The organism is Amycolatopsis sp. CA-128772 (assembly GCF_002904295.1).
In the GTDB taxonomy this organism is placed as follows: Bacteria; Actinomycetota; Actinomycetes; order Mycobacteriales; family Pseudonocardiaceae; genus Amycolatopsis.
The window spans coordinates 47,639-63,801 of record NZ_PPHG01000097.1; the positions used below are offsets into that span (position 1 = coordinate 47,639).

General features: G+C 72.4%; 15 protein-coding genes and 1 pseudogene. 6 read left to right on the forward strand and 10 right to left on the reverse strand.

Annotation, left to right across the window (positions count from 1 at the left end):
* Positions 1-6: 6 nt before the first annotated feature.
* The 4 genes from C2L59_RS43955 to C2L59_RS43970 all read right to left on the reverse strand — a co-directional run bounded on the left by C2L59_RS43955 (position 7) and on the right by C2L59_RS43970 (position 3,665).
* Positions 7-2,145, reverse strand: coding sequence for an MMPL family transporter (locus C2L59_RS43955; protein WP_103355515.1), 2,139 nt, complete (start codon positions 2,143-2,145; stop codon positions 7-9).
* A gap of 114 nt (positions 2,146-2,259) precedes the next feature.
* On the reverse strand, positions 2,260-2,508 hold the full coding sequence (locus C2L59_RS43960; RefSeq protein WP_103355516.1) for a hypothetical protein: 249 nt from the start codon (positions 2,506-2,508) through the stop codon (positions 2,260-2,262).
* Positions 2,505-2,852: a winged helix-turn-helix domain-containing protein gene (locus C2L59_RS43965; protein ID WP_103355517.1), complete on the reverse strand. Its 348-nt coding sequence runs from the start codon at positions 2,850-2,852 to the stop codon at positions 2,505-2,507. Before C2L59_RS43965 ends, C2L59_RS43960 begins: the two co-directional genes overlap by 4 nt.
* A 93-nt stretch (positions 2,853-2,945) precedes the next feature.
* Positions 2,946-3,665 carry a DUF2786 domain-containing protein gene (locus C2L59_RS43970; protein WP_103355518.1) on the reverse strand — a complete coding sequence of 240 codons (720 nt, stop codon included), beginning with the start codon at positions 3,663-3,665 and terminating at the stop codon, positions 2,946-2,948.
* A gap of 99 nt (positions 3,666-3,764) precedes the next feature.
* Here C2L59_RS43970 and C2L59_RS50530 point away from each other — a divergent pair.
* Positions 3,765-4,022 (forward strand): annotated as a pseudogene (locus tag C2L59_RS50530) (GNAT family N-acetyltransferase); the annotation flags it as partial.
* A gap of 65 nt (positions 4,023-4,087) precedes the next feature.
* Positions 4,088-4,468 carry a GNAT family N-acetyltransferase gene (locus C2L59_RS49625; RefSeq protein ID WP_158263151.1) on the forward strand — a complete coding sequence of 127 codons (381 nt, stop codon included), beginning with the start codon at positions 4,088-4,090 and terminating at the stop codon, positions 4,466-4,468.
* On the opposite strand, the gene C2L59_RS43985 is transcribed toward C2L59_RS49625, so the two are convergent.
* Together C2L59_RS43985 and C2L59_RS43990 are read right to left on the reverse strand one after the other, a co-directional pair.
* Positions 4,443-5,000, reverse strand: a complete 558-nt coding sequence (locus C2L59_RS43985; RefSeq protein WP_103355520.1) for a TetR/AcrR family transcriptional regulator — start codon at positions 4,998-5,000, stop codon at positions 4,443-4,445. The genes C2L59_RS49625 and C2L59_RS43985 overlap by 26 nt on opposite strands.
* A complete protein-coding gene (locus tag C2L59_RS43990; protein ID WP_103355521.1) occupies positions 4,979-5,776 on the reverse strand; it encodes an SGNH/GDSL hydrolase family protein in 798 nt (265 codons plus the stop codon). The genes C2L59_RS43985 and C2L59_RS43990 overlap by 22 nt, the downstream gene beginning before the upstream one ends.
* Before the next feature lie 138 nt (positions 5,777-5,914).
* Between C2L59_RS43990 and C2L59_RS43995 the strand changes: the two genes are divergently transcribed.
* On the forward strand, positions 5,915-6,889 hold the full coding sequence (locus C2L59_RS43995) for an NAD(P)H-dependent oxidoreductase (RefSeq protein ID WP_103355522.1): 975 nt from the start codon (positions 5,915-5,917) through the stop codon (positions 6,887-6,889).
* A gap of 3 nt (positions 6,890-6,892) precedes the next feature.
* On the opposite strand, the gene C2L59_RS44000 is transcribed toward C2L59_RS43995, so the two are convergent.
* Positions 6,893-8,179, reverse strand: coding sequence for a transcriptional regulator (locus C2L59_RS44000; RefSeq protein WP_370444835.1), 1,287 nt, complete (start codon positions 8,177-8,179; stop codon positions 6,893-6,895).
* 105 nt (positions 8,180-8,284) lie between these two features.
* On the opposite strand from C2L59_RS44000, the gene adh reads away from it, so the two are divergent.
* Entirely contained in the window at positions 8,285-9,808 is a 1,524-nt protein-coding gene (adh, locus tag C2L59_RS44005) for an aldehyde dehydrogenase (RefSeq protein WP_103355523.1), read from the forward strand.
* Here the strand turns inward: adh and C2L59_RS44010 are convergent.
* Positions 9,778-11,172, reverse strand: a complete 1,395-nt coding sequence (locus tag C2L59_RS44010) for a M20 family metallopeptidase (protein WP_103355524.1) — start codon at positions 11,170-11,172, stop codon at positions 9,778-9,780. The two genes, adh and C2L59_RS44010, sit on opposite strands and share 31 nt — an antisense overlap.
* A 55-nt stretch (positions 11,173-11,227) precedes the next feature.
* On the opposite strand from C2L59_RS44010, the gene C2L59_RS44015 reads away from it, so the two are divergent.
* Positions 11,228-11,911 carry an MOSC domain-containing protein gene (locus C2L59_RS44015; protein ID WP_103355525.1) on the forward strand — a complete coding sequence of 228 codons (684 nt, stop codon included), beginning with the start codon at positions 11,228-11,230 and terminating at the stop codon, positions 11,909-11,911.
* Positions 11,901-12,494 (forward strand): TetR/AcrR family transcriptional regulator, encoded by a 594-nt coding sequence (locus C2L59_RS44020; RefSeq protein WP_103355526.1) that lies wholly within the window; start codon positions 11,901-11,903, stop codon positions 12,492-12,494. Before C2L59_RS44015 ends, C2L59_RS44020 begins: the two co-directional genes overlap by 11 nt.
* 2 nt (positions 12,495-12,496) lie before the next feature.
* On the opposite strand, the gene C2L59_RS44025 is transcribed toward C2L59_RS44020, so the two are convergent.
* Together C2L59_RS44025 and C2L59_RS44030 are read right to left on the reverse strand one after the other, a co-directional pair.
* The gene (locus C2L59_RS44025) at positions 12,497-14,062 is read right to left on the reverse strand and encodes a beta-N-acetylhexosaminidase (RefSeq protein WP_103355527.1); all 1,566 of its coding nucleotides are present in this window, start codon (positions 14,060-14,062) and stop codon (positions 12,497-12,499) included.
* Between the two features lie 65 nt (positions 14,063-14,127).
* On the reverse strand, positions 14,128-15,999 hold the full coding sequence (locus C2L59_RS44030) for a propionyl-CoA synthetase (RefSeq protein ID WP_103355528.1): 1,872 nt from the start codon (positions 15,997-15,999) through the stop codon (positions 14,128-14,130).
* Between the last annotated feature and the right edge of the window lie 164 nt (positions 16,000-16,163).

Consider the following 16,163-nt stretch of genomic DNA (forward strand, 5'->3'; position numbering starts at 1 on the left):
GACCTGTCAGGACAAGTGAAACATCTTGGAGCGACCGTTAAGGTTTGCTACAGCGTCCGGCCGCCAGAGCCGGTCACCGAACAGCGCCAGCGCGGCGGGCAGCAGCACCCCGCGGACGATCGTCGCGTCGAGCAGGACCGCGAACGCCATGCCCAGGCCGAGCATCTTGTACTCGATCGCGGCGAGGCTCAGGAAGATGCTGAACACGCCGGTCATGATCAGCGCCGCGCTCGTCACCACGCCGGAACTGGTGGCGGTGCCTTCGACGATCGCCTGCCGGGCCGGCACCCCCGGCCGCCGCCGTTCGCGGATCCGGCTGAGGATGAACACGTGGTAGTCCGTGCTCAGCCCGAACAGGAGCACGAACAGGAACATCGGCAGCCAGCCGAGCACCCCGCCGTACGGCGTGAAACCCAGCAGTGGCGCGAGAAAGCCGTCCTGGAACACGAGGGTGAGCACGCCGTAGGCCGCGCCGGCCGAAAGCAGGTTGAGCAGGATCGACACCACCGGCACCGCGACCGACCGGAACACCCCGAGCAGCAGCACGAAGGCGAACAGCAGGATGAACCCCGCCGTCCACGGCGTGCGGGCGAGCACCTGCGCGGTGAAGTCGTGCGCTTCGGCGGTCCGGCCGGCCACCGCGTAACCGAGGCCGTCGACCCGCCCGGCCGTCCGCGGCAGCAGGGTTTCCCGCAACGCCGTGAGCGTCCTGCTCGCCGTTTCGTCGTTGCCGGTGCCGCCGAGCGGGATCCGGACGACGAGCGCCTGGTCCACCGGGACGACCACGGCCGGGTGCGGGACTTCCGCGGTCAGCTCGCCGATCACCCGCCGAACCGCGGGCGTGTCGACCGGGCCGCCGCGGGTGTTCCAGAGGACGACGTGCGCGGGCATCGTCACGCCGGGAAACGCTTCCTGGACGCGCGCGGCCGCGTCGATCACCGGGATGCTGCGCGGCAGGCTCTCGGTCGGCGCCGGGTCCTGCAGCCGCATTCCCGACGCCGGCAACGTCAGCAGCACGAGCAGCGCGGTGGCGAGGCCGCTCCAGAGCACGGGCCGGCGGGTGACGACGCCGGCCACGGTGGCCCAGAACCGGGAGCGGGTCCGGCGCCGGCCCAGCCACGGGAGCCGGCCACGGTCGATCCGGGACCCGAGCAGCGAAAGCGTGGCGGGCAGCACCGTCAGCGCGGCCAGGACGGCCAGGCCGACGACGAGGGCCGTGCTCACCGTCAGGCCGCGCAGGTTGTCGAGTCCGGTGAACAGCAGGCCGGTCACCGAAAGCACGACGGTCAGACCCGACACGACGATCACGTGCCCGGAGGTCCGGGCGGCGATCCGGATCGACGCCTCGACGCCGTGACCGCGTTCTTCCCGGACCCGGCGCAGGAAGAACAGCGAGTAGTCGACGCCGACCGCCATGCCGATCAGCAGCGTCATCGCCGAAGTGGCGCTGTTGACCGGGGTCCAGTTGTCCACAAGGGACAGCAGGCCGAAGGTCGCGAACACGGTGGTGCCCGCGAGCAGGACCGGCACCGCCGCCGCGACCAGCGAACCGAACACGATCAGCAGGATCAGCACGGTGATCGGGAGCGAGCGCGTTTCCGACCGGCCGATGTCCTCCTTGATGCTCTGGTCCACCGCGCCCGCCACGCTGAGGTCGCCCGCCTGGGCCAGGCGGACGTCCGGGTGCCGGGCCGAAACCGCCTCGACGGCCGCGGTCGCCGTCGCGAGGTGCGCCCGGATTTCGGTGCCGTCGCCGGTGAGGCGGAAGGTGACCAGGCCCGAACGCCCGTCGGCGGAGACCTGGGCGGGATCGTCGAGCGGCGAGCGGATGCCGGCCGCCGCGCCCGACGTCGTCAACGTCGTCACGAGGTCGGTGGTGGCCGCTTGGGACAGGGGCTGGACGAGGACGTTCTCCCAGAACGGTTCGCGGGTGTGCTGGCGGTCGAGGACGGCTTGGCCGGTCCCGGCGTCGCCGGCCGGGCTCGAGCGCGCGTCGGTGCCGGGGACGAACGTGCCGGCGGCCCAGGCCAGCGCGACGAGCGCGAGCCAGCCGAGGATCGCGGCGGCGCGGTGCCGCAGCGACCAGTCCGTGAGGCGTTCGACGACCGGCCCCCGCCGGTGAGCCGGGGTGCCTGCAGGCAGCATGAACTAAGGTCCTTCCGTGGAGGAGTGATCAGCTGAGAACTCGCCCTCGGGCGAGGTGGTTGCTGCTTCCTCCTGGGCCGCCGAGTTGCCGCTCGGCGGTCCAGGGCCGTCAGGTCAGTCGACCTCCTTGAGCACGTGTTCGATGGACCGCAACCGGTCCTGGACGTCCCGCAGCCGCCGTTCGGTTTCCTCCTGCGTCCGGACGGCGGTTTCGGCCAGCACGCGGTATTCGTGCTCCCGCGCGAGTTTCGCCTTGGCGCGCCAGGTCGAGGCCAGCTGCACGATGGCGATCGACAGCACGACGGTGATCAGGACGAAGACCCCGGTCACGCCGATGATCTCCTGCCACTGGTGCCAGTTCATGTGCGTCCCTCCTCGCCGTCCGCGTTCCCGCGGACGGAGTCCGGTGTGGTCAGCGTCGGCACGGCGGCCGCGATCGCCTCCGGCGTCAGCACGACGGAGAACGGGGTGAGTTCGTAGAACCGCAGCGTCTTGCCGTCCGCGCCGGTCTCGAAGCTGGCGGTGACCAGCCCGGCGGCTTCCAGCTTGCGCAGGTGGACCTGCAGCAGGGCGCGGCTGATCCGCAGTTCCCGGGCCAGCTCGCTGACGTAGGTCCGTTCGGCGCGCAGGGCCGCGATGATCCGCAGCCGGTGCGGGTTGCCGAGGGCGCCCAGCTGCCGCAGGAGCTCGTCCCCCGTGGTCCACATGCCAACAAAAGTTAGCAGGTGGTGGACGGTGGGGCTATCGGGGTGATCCCTGAGGTCGTGCCGGACGGCCGGACAGCGGCGTCCGGGCGGCGTTCAGCGCAGGGCTTTGGTGCGCCGCGTGATCGCCGACGGGTCGAGGTTCGCGCGGGTGCCGGCGTCGTGGCCGTCGAGGTAACCGCTGCCGGACAGCCGCCGGGGCGCCGCTGCGCGCAGGTCGCCGTACTCCGAATCGAACGCGTGCTGGACCATCTGGGCCCGGTCGCGGACCACCAGCTCCGCCGATCGGGCGCCCGGTGCGGCCGTGCGGACCGCTTCCTGCTCGGCGTGGGTGAGCCGCTCGTGAACCGCGCGGGCGAACCCGTGCAGCCACGTTCGCCGGTACGCCGCCAGGGACTCGCCCGGGAAGAAGCCGCCCGGGCGGACGCGGGTCAGCTGGGTGCTCGCCTGCAGCAGCAGGCTCGTGAACAGCAGCTCCACCCGGCCGAGGTCGGAGCGGTAGCCGAACACCGTGACGCTCTCGACCTTCTGGCCGCGCCGGTGCAGCAGCGTCCGGCAGCGCAGCGGGTACGCCACCGACGTCAGCAGGCTCGCCTTGTCGCGGCTGTACGGGTCGTTCATCGGGACTGTCAGGGTGCCGATCGCGTCGGCGCTCGCGCCGGACGCGGCGAGCATGGCCTGGTCGATGCCGTACCGCGCGACGAGTTCGGCGGCCTTCTGGTTGTACGCCTCGGCTTCCGCCTCGGTGACCGCCGGGTCTTCGGCCTTCGCCAGCAGCTTGCGGATGCGCTCGAGCTGCGGGTCTGACTCGGTCATGCGAAGAGGGTATTCGACCACGTGTTCGGACGCGTGGACCGGGTCGGCGTGTCGGGGACCTGGAGACTGGCCGGACGGCTGACGAGGCCGCTGCCCGGGATGGGGGCAGCGGCGCAGTGGGTGGCCCGCCGCGGCAACGAGCTCGTCGGGTTCGCCGAGGTGCACTTCCCCGAAGCCGAAAACCGCGGGATCGGGCCGGCCGGCGTCGTCGTGCACCCGGCCGCGCGGCGCTCGGGGATCGGCACCGCGCTGCTGCACGCGGTGCTGCCCGGACTGCGGGCGCGGGATCGCCGGAGCGTCGAAGGCCGGCAGGTCGTCGCGGGGTCCGCCGGGGAGCCGTGGGCCGAGGCGCTCGGCTTCCGGCCGGTGCGGACGATCGTGCGGCAGGCGTTGGTCGGTGGCCGGAGTGGACGCCCGCGCGGGTGCGCGCGGCCGAAGCCGAAGCTCGGTCGCAGGGCCTCGAACAGCGGATCGTCGCCGCGGTTCACCAGGCGACCGGGGAGGTCGCCGGGTTCACCGAGGTGTGCGTGCACCCGCGCCGGCCGGGCTGGGGCTACCCGCGGGACACCGCGGTGCTCACCGGGCACCGCGGGCACGGTCTGGGGCGCTGCGTCAAGGCGCACATGATCCGCTGGCTGGTCGCCGAGCGGCCCGGGCTCCGGCGGATCAGCACCACGACCGGGGCGGAGAACACGCACATGATCCGGGTCAACCGCGAGCTCGGCCTCCGCTCGCTGCCGGCCATGATCGCCGTCCGGCAGGACCTCGACGCGCTCCTCAGCCCAGGTACGCGTCGAGCGTGACGGCCAGCGCCGCTTCGGGGGACGGCGCGAAGCTCGCGCCCGCGAGGCCGCCCCACAGCCACAGCTGGGCGAGGCCGTGCAGCGCCGCCCACAGGGACGCGGCGACCAGCCGCAGGTCGGAGCCGGACCGCGCGAGCGGGGTCGGCACCGCCGCCACCAGCACGGCGAAGGTGTCGAACACCGCGCTCGCCGCCGCCGAGAGCGCCGGGTCGTCCGCGTCGACCAGGTCGCGGCGGAACATCAGCTCGAACATCGCCGGGTGGGTCAGCGCGAAGTCGAGGTAGCTGTGGCAGGCCGCGGTGAGCCGCTCCCGCGATGAGGTGTCCGGCAGCGTTTCCCGGCGGGCGAGCAGGTCGGCGTACCCGCGGGTCGCGACGGCGGACAGCAGTTCGGCGCGGCCGGAGAAGTGCCGCAGCGGCGCACCGTGCGAAACCCCGGCGGCCTTCGCGATCCCGCGCAGCGTCACCGCGCCGACGCCCTCCTCGGCCAGCAGCTCGGACGCGGTGTCGATCAGACGTTGCCGGGTGCCCACGCCTCGTCCAGGGTCATCGGGAGCAGGTCCGGGCGCTTCGGCAGGAAGCCGTCGCCGGGCTGGCGGCCGGCCAGCCGGTTGCGCGTGCGCGTCACGGCGACCGGGAGGACCTCCCGGAGCAGCCACTGCAAATCGGCGCGCCGGCTGCCGGGGGCTTCGGCGCCGGGCAGCGGGGCGAGCCAGGCGGGGTCGTGGGCGAGGCCGAGCCGGGCGAGGACGTACGCGGCGAGCCGGCGGTGGCCGTGCCCGGACAGGTGGAGCCGGTCGGCGCCGAAGTACCGCGAATCGGTGACGGCCGGGTCCGGCCACAGGTCGATGAGCTGGGCGCCGTAGCTGACGGCGGCCTCGCGGATGGCTTCGTTGAGCGCGACGATCCGCGGCCGCATCCGGCTGCCCAGCGGCATCCGGCGGGAGACGTCGCTGAGCGTGAAGGTGACGACGACCGGCGCGATCTCGGTGCAGGCACGGATGGCGGCGTCGACCCGGCGGGCGACGGTCCGGGCGTCCCAGCCCCGGCTCATGACGTCGTTGCCGCCGCCGAAGAGGGCGACGAGGTCGGGCTCGAGGCGGGCGGCGGCGGGCACCTGCTCGGGCACGATCTGGTCGAGCCGCCGTCCGCGGACGGCGAGGTTGGCGTAGCGGAAGCCGGGTTCGTCCTCCGCCAGGCGGGCGGCGACGAAGTCGGCCCACCCGCGGTAGCTGTGGCTCCCGGGGTACGGGTCGTCGAGGCCCTCGGCGCAGCTGTCGCCGAGGACGACGAAACGGTGGTAGCTCATCCGGTCTCCGTAACCCCTGGTTCACCTTGTGGACACTGTCTATCAAAGTTGTGTAGACGCTGTCTACTTCGGCCACCTGACATTTCCGCGGCCTGCTTCGTCGTACTCGCGGAACCGACGGAACAGGGGAGAACGAAGATGAAGATCGGCATCGTGCTCGGCAGCACCCGGCCCGGCCGGCTGGGTGACCAGGTGGCCCGCTGGGTCCACGACCGGGCCGCTCGGCGGGGTGACGCCGAGTTCGCGCTCATCGACCTGCGCGACCACCCGCTGCCGCACCTCGAGGCGCCGCCCGGTTTCTCCGGGCAGTACCGGGACGAGCGCACCCGCGCCTGGGCGGCGACCGTCGCCGCCTGCGACGGGTTCGTCTTCGTCACGCCCGAGTACAACCACTCCGTGCCCGGGGTGCTCAAGAACGCACTGGACCACGTGCACGTCGAGTGGAACACCAAGGCGGCCGGGTTCGTCTCCTACGGCGGCGTCGGCGGGGCCCGCTCGGTCGAGCAGCTGCGGCTGGTCTGCGGGGCCCTGCAGCTGGCCGACGTCGCCCCGCAGGTGACGCTGCCGCTGGCGACCGAATTCGCGGACCGCGCCGTGTTCGAGCCGGGCGAGCACCAGCTGCCCGCGCTGGACCTGCTGCTCGACCACGTCGTCGCCTGGAGCACCGCGCTGGCGACGCTGCGGCGCGGGGACGCCGAGGCCGCGATCCGGCAGCGGCTCGACGCGATCGTCGGCGGCCTCCGCAGCAAGGACCTCGAGGCGCTGCGGCGCCTCTACGCCCCGGACGTCGTGTCCTTCGACGTCGAACCGCCGCTGCAGCACGTGGGCGTCGACGCGAAGCTGGCGAACTGGGCGAAGGTGTTCACCTTCTTCGAGAAGGTGGACTACGAGCTGCGCGACCTGGTCATCGCGGTCAGCGGGGACCTCGCCGTCGGGCACGGCTTCGGGCGGGTCAGCGGCACCCTGAAGAACGGCGTCGTGGCGGACGGCATGTGGGTCCGGGCCACCTTCGTCTTCCGGCACACCGGCGACGGCTGGGTGATCGTCCACGACCAGGCGTCCGTGCCGTTCGACATGGCGACCGGCCGGGGGATGACCGAGCTGGAGCCCTGAGGCTCAGGCGAGCCGGGCGCGGTGGGCCGTCACGGCGGCCCGCCGCGGGTCGGCCGGCGGGAGCGTCCGCAGCAGCGCGTCGAGCACCGCGAAGTCGTCGACGCCGCAGGCCGTTTCCCAGAACGACCACAGCACGGCCGGGTCGCCGCTGTTCAGCGCCACCTGGCGGACCTGCGCCGTCAGCGTCTCCCGCTCCTCGCGGATCGCCGGCGCTTCGGACTCCGGCAGCAGGGGCCCGCGGAAGACGCGCAGGACGTCGGCCGCGGCACCGGACCGCAACGCCGTGCGGGCCACGAGGAAGTCGGCGTCGACGTCGGCGGCCAGGCGGTACGGGCGGGTCTGCACCACCGACGCGCCCAGTTGCGACCGCAGTCGGTGGATCTCCGCGCGGACCGTCACCGGGTTGCCTGTCTCGCCGTAGAGCTGCAGGGCCAGCCGTTCCGCCGAGAGGCCCTTGGGGTGCAGGGCCAGCAGCGTCAGGATCTCCGCGTGGCGCAACGTCAACGGGACCTCGCGACCGTCCACAGTGGTCGAATGGGCGCCGTCGGCCAGGTACTCCAGGTGCAGCCGGGCCCGGTGCGCCCCGGTGGCCGGCGGCAACCGCAGCAGGTAACCCTCGGTCAGCGGCTCGGCCGTGGCGAGCCGGCCGTCGGGCAGGGCGATCGTCCCGCCGCCGCGCCGGACGTCCACTGTGGACGGCAGGGTGCACGCCTGGGCCGCGAGCACCCGCCCGGCCGCCGACAGCAGCGCGCCCGGCCGGCCGCGCAGGGCCTCCAGGTGCGGCATGTTGACCCGCCGCAGCCGCTCGTCGCGGACTGCCAGCTGGGCGCGCAGCTGCCCCTCCGCGAGCTGCGCCGTGGCCGTGACCAGGGAAATCATCGCCGGGTGGACCGTGCGCAGCGGCCCGCTGACGTCGATCGAGCCCAGCAGCGCGCCGGTCTCGGGGTCGCGGACCGGCGCCGCCGCGCACGTCCACGTGTGGTAGCGGCGGACCAGGTGCTCGGCGTCGTCGGCGATGCTCACCAGCATCTGGCGCAGCACCGGCAGCACCGGCGCCAGCGGGTGGGCCTCGCGCAGCGCGGCCAGCACGTCGGTGTCGTGGACGAACGGCGCTTCGCCGTCGTCCGGGTCGACGTGCGCGGCCAGCGAGCGGCCCCAGGACGCGGAAACCACGGAGCGTGGCGAACGCGGGCCCGGCACCCCGGCCAGCACCGCCTCGCGGACGTGTTCCAGCAGCCGCGCGTACGACTCGGCGTCGCGCAGCAGCTCCGGTTCGGGCGCCTCTGCCACGTTCACCAGCGTAGAGAGCGTGCTCACCGCGGTGCAACGCGCGTGCAACGTTGCCGGACCTACCTTCGCGGCACTCCGTCACTCCGAGCAACGAGGCAGGGAACGATGGTCCAGTACGCCGCACCGAACACCGAAGGCAGCGTCGTCAGCTTCGCATCGCGCTACGACCACTACATCGGCGGCGAATACGTCCCGCCCGCGAGCGGCCAGTACTTCGAAAACCCGACGCCCGTCACCGGAAAAGCGTTCTGCGAGATCGCCCGCGGCACCGCCGACGACGTCGAGAAGGCCCTCGACGCGGCCCACGGCGCCGCGCCGGCCTGGGGCCGGACCTCGGCCGGGGAACGCGCGAACACCCTGCTGAAGATCGCCGACCGGATGGAACGCAACCTCGAGGCGATCGCGGTCGCCGAGTCCTGGGAGAACGGCAAGCCGGTCCGCGAGACCCTCGCCGCCGACATCCCGCTGGCCATCGACCACTTCCGCTACTTCGCCGGCGCCCTGCGCGCGCAGGAGGGCGGCATCTCGCAGATCGACGAGCACACCGTCGCCTACCACTTCCACGAGCCGCTCGGCGTGGTCGGCCAGATCATCCCGTGGAACTTCCCGATCCTGATGGCCGTCTGGAAGCTCGCCCCGGCACTGGCCGCGGGCAACGCCGTCGTGCTCAAGCCGGCCGAGCAGACCCCGGCGTCGATCCACGTGCTGATGTCGATCATCGGCGACCTGCTGCCGCCCGGCGTGGTCAACATCGTCAACGGCTTCGGCGTCGAGGCCGGCAAGCCGCTGGCCTCGAGCAGCCGCGTCCGCAAGATCGCGTTCACCGGCGAAACCACCACCGGGCGGCTGATCCTCCAGTACGCCAGCGAAAACATCATCCCGGTGACCGTCGAGCTCGGCGGCAAGAGCCCGAACATCTTCTTCGACGACGTCGCCGTGCAGAACGACGCCTTCTACGACAAGGCACAGGAAGGCTTCGCCCTCTTCGCGCTGAACCAGGGCGAGGTCTGCACCTGCCCCTCGCGGGCGCTGATCCAGTCCGGCATCCACGACAGGTTCCTCGGCGACGGCGTCGAGCGCGTCCGCCGGATCAAGCAGGGCCACCCGCTCGACACCGAGACCATGATCGGCGCGCAGGCGTCCGGCGACCAGCTCGAGAAGATCCTGTCCTACATCGACATCGGCAAGCAGGAGGGCGCCGAGATCCTCACCGGCGGTGCCCGCAGCGACCTCGGCGGCGAGCTGTCCGGCGGTTACTACGTCGAGCCGACGGTGTTCGCCGGCGACAACAAGATGCGGATCTTCCAGGAGGAGATCTTCGGCCCGGTCGTGTCAGTGGCGAAGTTCGACGATTACGCCGACGCGCTCAAGATCGCCAACGACACGCTGTACGGCCTCGGCGCCGGGGTCTGGTCGCGGGACGGCAACGTCGCCTACCGCGCCGGGCGCGACATCCAGGCGGGCCGCGTCTGGGTGAACAACTACCACGCCTACCCGGCGCACGCGGCCTTCGGCGGCTACAAGGCGTCCGGCATCGGCCGCGAGAACCACAAGATGATGCTGGACCACTACCAGCAGACGAAGAACCTGCTCGTCTCCTACTCCGACCAGGCGCTCGGGTTCTTCTGAGGACGCGGCGCCGAACCGAAGGCGTCGAACAACGCCGTGGCGAGCACCAGCCCCTCCCGGGCGACCGGGGCGAGCAGGTGCTCGTCCGGCGCGTGCTGCCGGCACCCCGGGTAGGAGTGCGGCAGCCACAGCGTCGCCAGCCCGAGGACGTCGGTGAAGACGTGGTTGGGCAGGCCGCCGCCGAAGTTCGGCAGCACCGCGACGGGCTTTCCGGCGACGCCGTCCAGCGTCTCGCGAGCCCAGCTGACCCACGGGTCGCCGACCGGGGTGCGGCTGGCCAGGAAGCTCGCCTCCGCGGTGACGCCGACCATCGGGAAACCCCGTGCGGCCAGGTGCTTCCGGATGGCGGGCGCGACGCCCCCGACGTCGGTGCCGGCGACGTACCGCAGCTGCAGGACCGCTCGCGCCCGGCCGGGGATCGCGTTGACCGGGCGGCCGGGGTCACCCGCGCCGAGCGCGAGCACCTCCAGGGTGTTCCAGCCGTACAGCCGCTCGGCGGGCGTGAGCCGTTGATCGCCCCACGTCTCGTCGAGGACCGGATCGCCGGGGGAGGTCCCGACGGCGACGCCGTCGAGGGCGGCCCGCACGGATTCCGGCAGGCCGGGTGGCAGCAGTTCCGGCACCTGGATGCGGCCGTGGCCGTCGACCAGGCTCGCGATGGCCGCGGCGAGCGTCGTCGCCGGGTTGCGCAGGATGCCGCCCCAGTTGCCGGAGTGGTAGCCGCCCGCCCGCAGGTCGACGTCGAGGTCGAGCCGGATCCCACCGCGGGCGCCGAGGAACAGCGTCGGCGTCGCCGCGTCGAGGCGCGGGCCGTCGGAGGCGATCAGGACGTCGGCGCGCAGCAGGTCCTTCTCCTGCGCCGCGAACTCCGTGAGACCCGGGGAGCCGATCTCTTCGCCGGTCTCGAAGAGGAACTTCAGGTTGAAGCCCAGTTCGCCGCGTTCGGCCAGGACCAGCCGCAGCGCGGTGAGGTTGATCAGGTGCTGGCCCTTGTTGTCGGCGGTGCCGCGGCCGTACCAGCGGTCGCCGTCCGCGGTCAGCGTCCACGGGCTGCGGCCGTCGCTCCACGGGCCGGCTTCCCCGACGACGTCGGCGTGGCCGTAGCAGAGCAGCGTCGGCAGGTCCGGTCCTTCGGTGCGGACGCCGACGAGGAACGGGCCGCCGGCGGGGTCGGGGTTGGCGTGCTGCGTGACCGCGCAGCCCAGGCCGGTCAGGGCCGGGGTGAGCACCTCGTCGAGGTACGCCTGGATGACCGCGCGGCCTTCGGGGGCGTCGCTGACCGTGGGGTGGGCGACCAGGCGGGCCAGTTCGGTGAACAGGGCGCCGGAGTCGACGTGGGCGCGGGCCTTGCCGAGCAGATCCATGCCGGTCAGGGTAGAAGGCGGAAAACAATACGAACGGTCGTGCTATCTTCGGGGCATGAACGTCGACAGCGTCTATGTGGGGGAACCGAGCGTCCTGGGTCACCGGCGGGACCAGCCGGTGCTCAGCGCGATCACCAAGGCGCGGGTCGGCGCGCCCGAGCTGAAGCTGACCGAGCTGAACCTCGACGGTGACCGGCAGGCCGACCTGACCGTGCACGGCGGGGTCGACAAGGCGGTCTACGTCTACCCGGCCGAGCACTACGCCGCCTGGCGCGAGGACGGCTTCGACGCGTCGGTGGCCGACTTCGGCGAGAACGTCTCGCTGAGCGGGGTCACCGAGGACGACGTCCGGATCGGGGACGTCTGGGCCTGGGGCGACGCGCTCGTGCAGGTCTCGCAGCCGCGGTCGCCGTGCTACAAGCTGGCCATGAAGACCGGCCGCAAGGACGTCACGCCGCTGATGATCGACTCCGGCCGCAGCGGCTGGTACCTGCGCGTGCTGCGGCCGGGCACGGTCCCGACGTCGGGCGCGATCGAGCTGGTGGAGCGCGCGGACGGGCCGACGATCGCCGAGGTGTACGTGATCTCCTTCGCCAACTACGGGCAGCTGCCGGAGGAGAAGGTCGAAGCGGCGCTGGACTTCGCCGACCGCGTCCTGGCGACCCCGGCGCTCTCGGTGTCCTGGAGCGCCGGCGTCAAGTCCACTGTGGACCGCTGGCGGGCGCGCCGTGCCGGTTGACGGCCGCCTCGCCCGTGGCGACGCGACCCGCCGCCTGGTCCTGCGCCGGGCGGCGGACGTCGCGTCGGTCGACGGCCTGGACGGGCTGTCCCTCGGCCGCCTGGCCGGCGAGCTGGAGCTGAGCAAGAGCGGCGTGTTCGCGTTGTTCGGCTCCAAGGAGGAGCTGCAGCTGGCGACGATCCAGGCGGCCTTCGGCATCTTCGAGGCGCACGTCGTGACGCCTGCTTCGGCGGTTCCGCCGGGGTTGCCGCGGCTGCGCGCGATCTGCGAGAACTGGCTGGAGTACTCGGAAAACCGGGTGTTCCCGGGCGGGTGCTTCTTCTTCAACGTCGGCGCCGAATTCGACGCGCGCCCGGGCCGGGTGCACGACGCCGTGGCTTCCGCGAGCGGTTCGTTCGCGTCGGTCATCCGGGAGACGTGCGGCGAAGCGGTGGCGTTGGGGCAGCTCGACGCGGACCCCGAAGTGCTGGCGTTCGAGCTGCACGCGCTGGGCCGCGCGGCCAACGCCGATGCGGTGCTGAACGGCGGCACCCGGGCGTACGCGCTGGCCAGGCGGGCGATGCGGGCCCGCCTGGCCGGCTGACGTCACTTCCAGTCGACCTGCGGGGAGCGGTAGAAGTCGATTCCCTGCAGCACCCAGCGCGGCGCCTGCTTCGCCAGCCGCGCGCGGTAGGCGTCCCAGTCGTGGGTGCTCCGGGGGGACCAGCCGATCTCCGCGATGCCCGGCAGCCGCGGGAAGGCCATGTACTCGATGTCGTTGCTGGTGCGGATCGTCTCCGTCCACAGCGGGGCTTCGACGCCCGCGACCTGGCTCTCGCCGACGCCGTTCACCAGCGACGCGGGATCCCAGCCGTAGCCGTCACGGACCTCGACCAGCGCGGCCCAGTCCTGGCCGAGGGGGGTCGACTCGTCGTACTTCATGTCCAGGTACGCGTAGTTCGCCGGCGACATCAGGATCTTGCTGCCGCGCGCCGCGGCGGCCGCGACGCTCGGGTTGTCGCCGCCGAAGTCCCAGTACTGCGGGACCGCCGACACCGGCGGTTCCGACTTCGCGATCTCGTGCCAGCCGGTGACCTTCTTGCCGTACTTGGCCACGATCGGCTGGACCTTCCGCTCGAAGGCGACGTAGTCCGCGGGCGGTGTCGAGTGGGCCTCGTCGCCGCCGATGTGCAGGTACGGGCCGGGGGTGACGGCCGCCAGTTCGCGCACGACGTCCTCGACGAACCGGTAGGTGATCGGCGAGGAGATGCACAGCGAGCTGTAGCCGACCTCGGTGTCCGTGCGCACCGGAACGGCCTTGCCGTCGCAGTTCAGCTCCGCGTACGTCGACTGGGCCGCGTTCGTGTGGCCCGGCATGTCGATCTCCGGGATCACCGTGATGTGCCGCGAAGCCGCGTACGCGACGATGTCCTGGTACTGCGCCTGCGTGTAATAGCCGCCCGGGTCGCCGTCGACCGCGGTCTTGCCGCCGACCGTCGCCAGCTTCGGCCAGCTCTTGATCTCGATCCGCCAGCCCTGGTCGTCGGCCAGGTGCAGGTGCAGCGTGTTGACCTTGTACTGGGCGATCTGGTCGATGTACAGCTTGACCTGGTCGGGCTTGAAGAAGTGCCGGGCGACGTCGAGCATCGCGCCGCGCTCGCCGAAGCGCGGGTAGTCGAGGATCGTGCCGCCGGCGACGGTCCACGTCCGGTGCTGCACCCGCTTGGCCTCGATCGCCGACGGCAGCAGCTGCCGCAGCGACTGCACGCCTTCGAAGAGCCCGTCGGCGGTGTTGGCCTTCAGGGTGACGCCGTCGCGCGCGACCGTCAGCCGGTAACCCTCGGTGCCGATCCGCGAGTCGTGCCTCAGCTGCAGGGCGATCGCGGGCAGGCCCACCGCGTGCGGCAGCACCGGCAGCGGGTAGCCGGTGGCCGGGCGGAGCAGGCCGCGCAGGTAGTCCGCGACCTGGCCGGCGCCGCGGTCGGCGGTGATCACGGTCGCCGGGGACAGCCGGAAGCCGCCGCGCGGATCGGCTTTCGCCGAGACGGGCACCGGAACGACGTCGGTCACGCTGCGTTCGGGGGCGGCCGGCGCGGCCACCGCCGAGGCGGGGACGGCGACCGCCGCGAGACTCACGACAGCCGTGGTCAGGACGGCTCTGGACAAGCGCATCGAGGCACCTCCGGTCGGGAATTCCCTCCAAAGGTACAGACCAGCCGGGGCATTTGGAACAGTCCTTAACGAAGGGCCTGCCGGATCGCGTCCAGCACGCCCGGGTCCTCGATCGTCGAGGGCACGGCCTCGTCGCGGCCGTCGGCGATCGCGCGCATCGTCTTGCGGAGGATCTTGCCCGACCGCGTCTTCGGCAGTGCGTCCACAATGGACACATCGCGGAACGCGGCGACCGGGCCGATGTCCCGGCGGACCAGCGCGACGAGCTCCTCGCGCAGCTGCTCCGGCGGGACGTCCGCACCCGCCTTCAGGACGACGAACCCGCGCGGCAGCTGGCCCTTGAGCTGGTCGGCCACGCCGATCACGGCGCACTCGGCGACCGCCGGGTGCGAGGCCAGCACCGCCTCCATCGACCCGGTGGACAGCCGGTGCCCGGCGACGTTGATGACGTCGTCGGTGCGGCCCATGACGAACAGGTAGCCGTCCTCGTCGAAGTACCCGGAGTCGCCGGTCAGGTAGAAGCCGTCGTAGCGCGAGAGGTACGCCTCGCGGTACCGCTCGTCGGCACCCCAGAGCGTCGGCAGCGATCCCGGCGGCAGCGGCAGCTTCACCGTGATGGCGCCCTCGCGCCCGGCCGGCAGCTCGTCGCCCGCCTGGCCGAGGACGCGGACGTCCCAGCCCGGGACCGGCTTGGTCGCGGACCCGGCCTTGACGTCCATCGGCTCCAAGCCGCGCGGGTTCGCCGCGATCGGCCAGCCGGTCTCGGTCTGCCACCAGTGGTCGACCACCGGGACGCCGAGCTTCTCGTGCGCCCAGTGGTAGGTCTCCGGGTCGAGCCGCTCGCCCGCCATGAACAGCGTCCGGAACTGCTTCAGGTCGTACTTCCGGAGTTCGCGGGCGTCCGGGTCGACCTTCTTCACGGCCCGCAGCGCGGTCGGCGCGGTGAACAGCGCCCGGACGCCGTGCTCGGCGATGACCCGCCAGAACGCACCCGCGTCGGGCGTGCCGACCGGCTTGCCCTCGTACATCACCGTCGTGGCGCCGACGAGCAGCGGCGCGTACACGATGTAGGAGTGCCCGACGACCCAGCCGACGTCGGACGCCGTCCACCAGACGTCGCCGGCGTGGACGTCGTAGACCGCGGCCATCGAGTAGGCGAGGGCGACGGCGTGGCCGCCGGTGTCACGCACGACGCCCTTCGGCTTCCCGGTGGTCCCGGACGTGTAGAGGATGTACAGCGGATCGGTGGCCGCGACCGGCACCGGGCCGGCCGGATCGGCGTTCACCGCCAGCTCGCGCCAGTCGCGCTCGCGGCCGGTCAGCTCGGCCGGCGCCTGCTCGCGCTGCAGCACGACGACGTGGTCCGGCTGGTGCTCGGTCATCCCCAGCGCGGCCCGGATGATCGGCTGGTACTCGACCACCCGGGTCGGCTCGATGCCGCAGGACGCCGCCAGGATCACCTTCGGCTTCGCGTCCTCGATCCGGGCGGCCAGCTCCTTCGGCGCGAACCCGCCGAAGACCACCGAGTGCACCGCGCCGATCCGCGCGCAGGCCAGCATGGCGATCGCGGCCTCCGGCACCATCGGCAGGTAGACGATCACCCGGTCACCCTTCGTGACGCCGAGGGAGCTGAGCGCACCGGCGAACCGCGCGACCGTGTCCCGCAGCTCTTCGTAGGTGTAGGTGCGTTGCCGTCCGGTCACGGGAGAGTCCCAGATCAGTGCGGCCTGGCCCCCGCGCCCGGCCTCGACGTGCCGGTCCAGCGCGTTGTACGAGGTGTTCAGTTCGGCGTCCGGGAACCACCGGAAGAAGGGCGGGTTCGTGTCGTCCAGCGCCCGTTCCGGCGCCTTCGTCCAGCTGATCGACTCGGCCGCGGCCAGCCAGAACGCGTCCGGCTCGGCCAGGCTGCGCCGGTAGGCTTCGGAGTACGCGCCCATTCCCGCTCCTTCGCGTCGGACCTTCTGCCGCTGCCCATCATGGCGCGGGAGCGGCGGGCGCGCCGGATTCCCCGGGCGGGAAAGACCCGGCAACCTCACGCAGCCCGGGAGCGTCCTAAGCTGGACCGCGGGAATTCACCGCGTGACGGTGCGAAGTGAACACG

Bases quoted from the DNA above. Each gene is read 5' to 3' on its own strand.
- C2L59_RS43955 (WP_103355515.1), bottom strand. From the start codon at position 2,145: ATGCTGCCTGCAGGCACCCCGGCTCACCGGCGGGGGCCGGTCGTCGAA.
- C2L59_RS43960 (WP_103355516.1), bottom strand. From the start codon at position 2,508: ATGAACTGGCACCAGTGGCAGGAGATCATCGGCGTGACCGGGGTCTTC.
- C2L59_RS43965 (WP_103355517.1), bottom strand. From the start codon at position 2,852: ATGTGGACCACGGGGGACGAGCTCCTGCGGCAGCTGGGCGCCCTCGGC.
- C2L59_RS43970 (WP_103355518.1), bottom strand. From the start codon at position 3,665: ATGACCGAGTCAGACCCGCAGCTCGAGCGCATCCGCAAGCTGCTGGCG.
- C2L59_RS43990 (WP_103355521.1), bottom strand. From the start codon at position 5,776: ATGAGCTACCACCGTTTCGTCGTCCTCGGCGACAGCTGCGCCGAGGGC.
- C2L59_RS43995 (WP_103355522.1), top strand. From the start codon at position 5,915: ATGAAGATCGGCATCGTGCTCGGCAGCACCCGGCCCGGCCGGCTGGGT.
- adh (WP_103355523.1), top strand. From the start codon at position 8,285: ATGGTCCAGTACGCCGCACCGAACACCGAAGGCAGCGTCGTCAGCTTC.
- C2L59_RS44010 (WP_103355524.1), bottom strand. From the start codon at position 11,172: ATGGATCTGCTCGGCAAGGCCCGCGCCCACGTCGACTCCGGCGCCCTG.
- C2L59_RS44015 (WP_103355525.1), top strand. From the start codon at position 11,228: ATGAACGTCGACAGCGTCTATGTGGGGGAACCGAGCGTCCTGGGTCAC.
- C2L59_RS44025 (WP_103355527.1), bottom strand. From the start codon at position 14,062: ATGCGCTTGTCCAGAGCCGTCCTGACCACGGCTGTCGTGAGTCTCGCG.
- C2L59_RS44030 (WP_103355528.1), bottom strand. From the start codon at position 15,999: ATGGGCGCGTACTCCGAAGCCTACCGGCGCAGCCTGGCCGAGCCGGAC.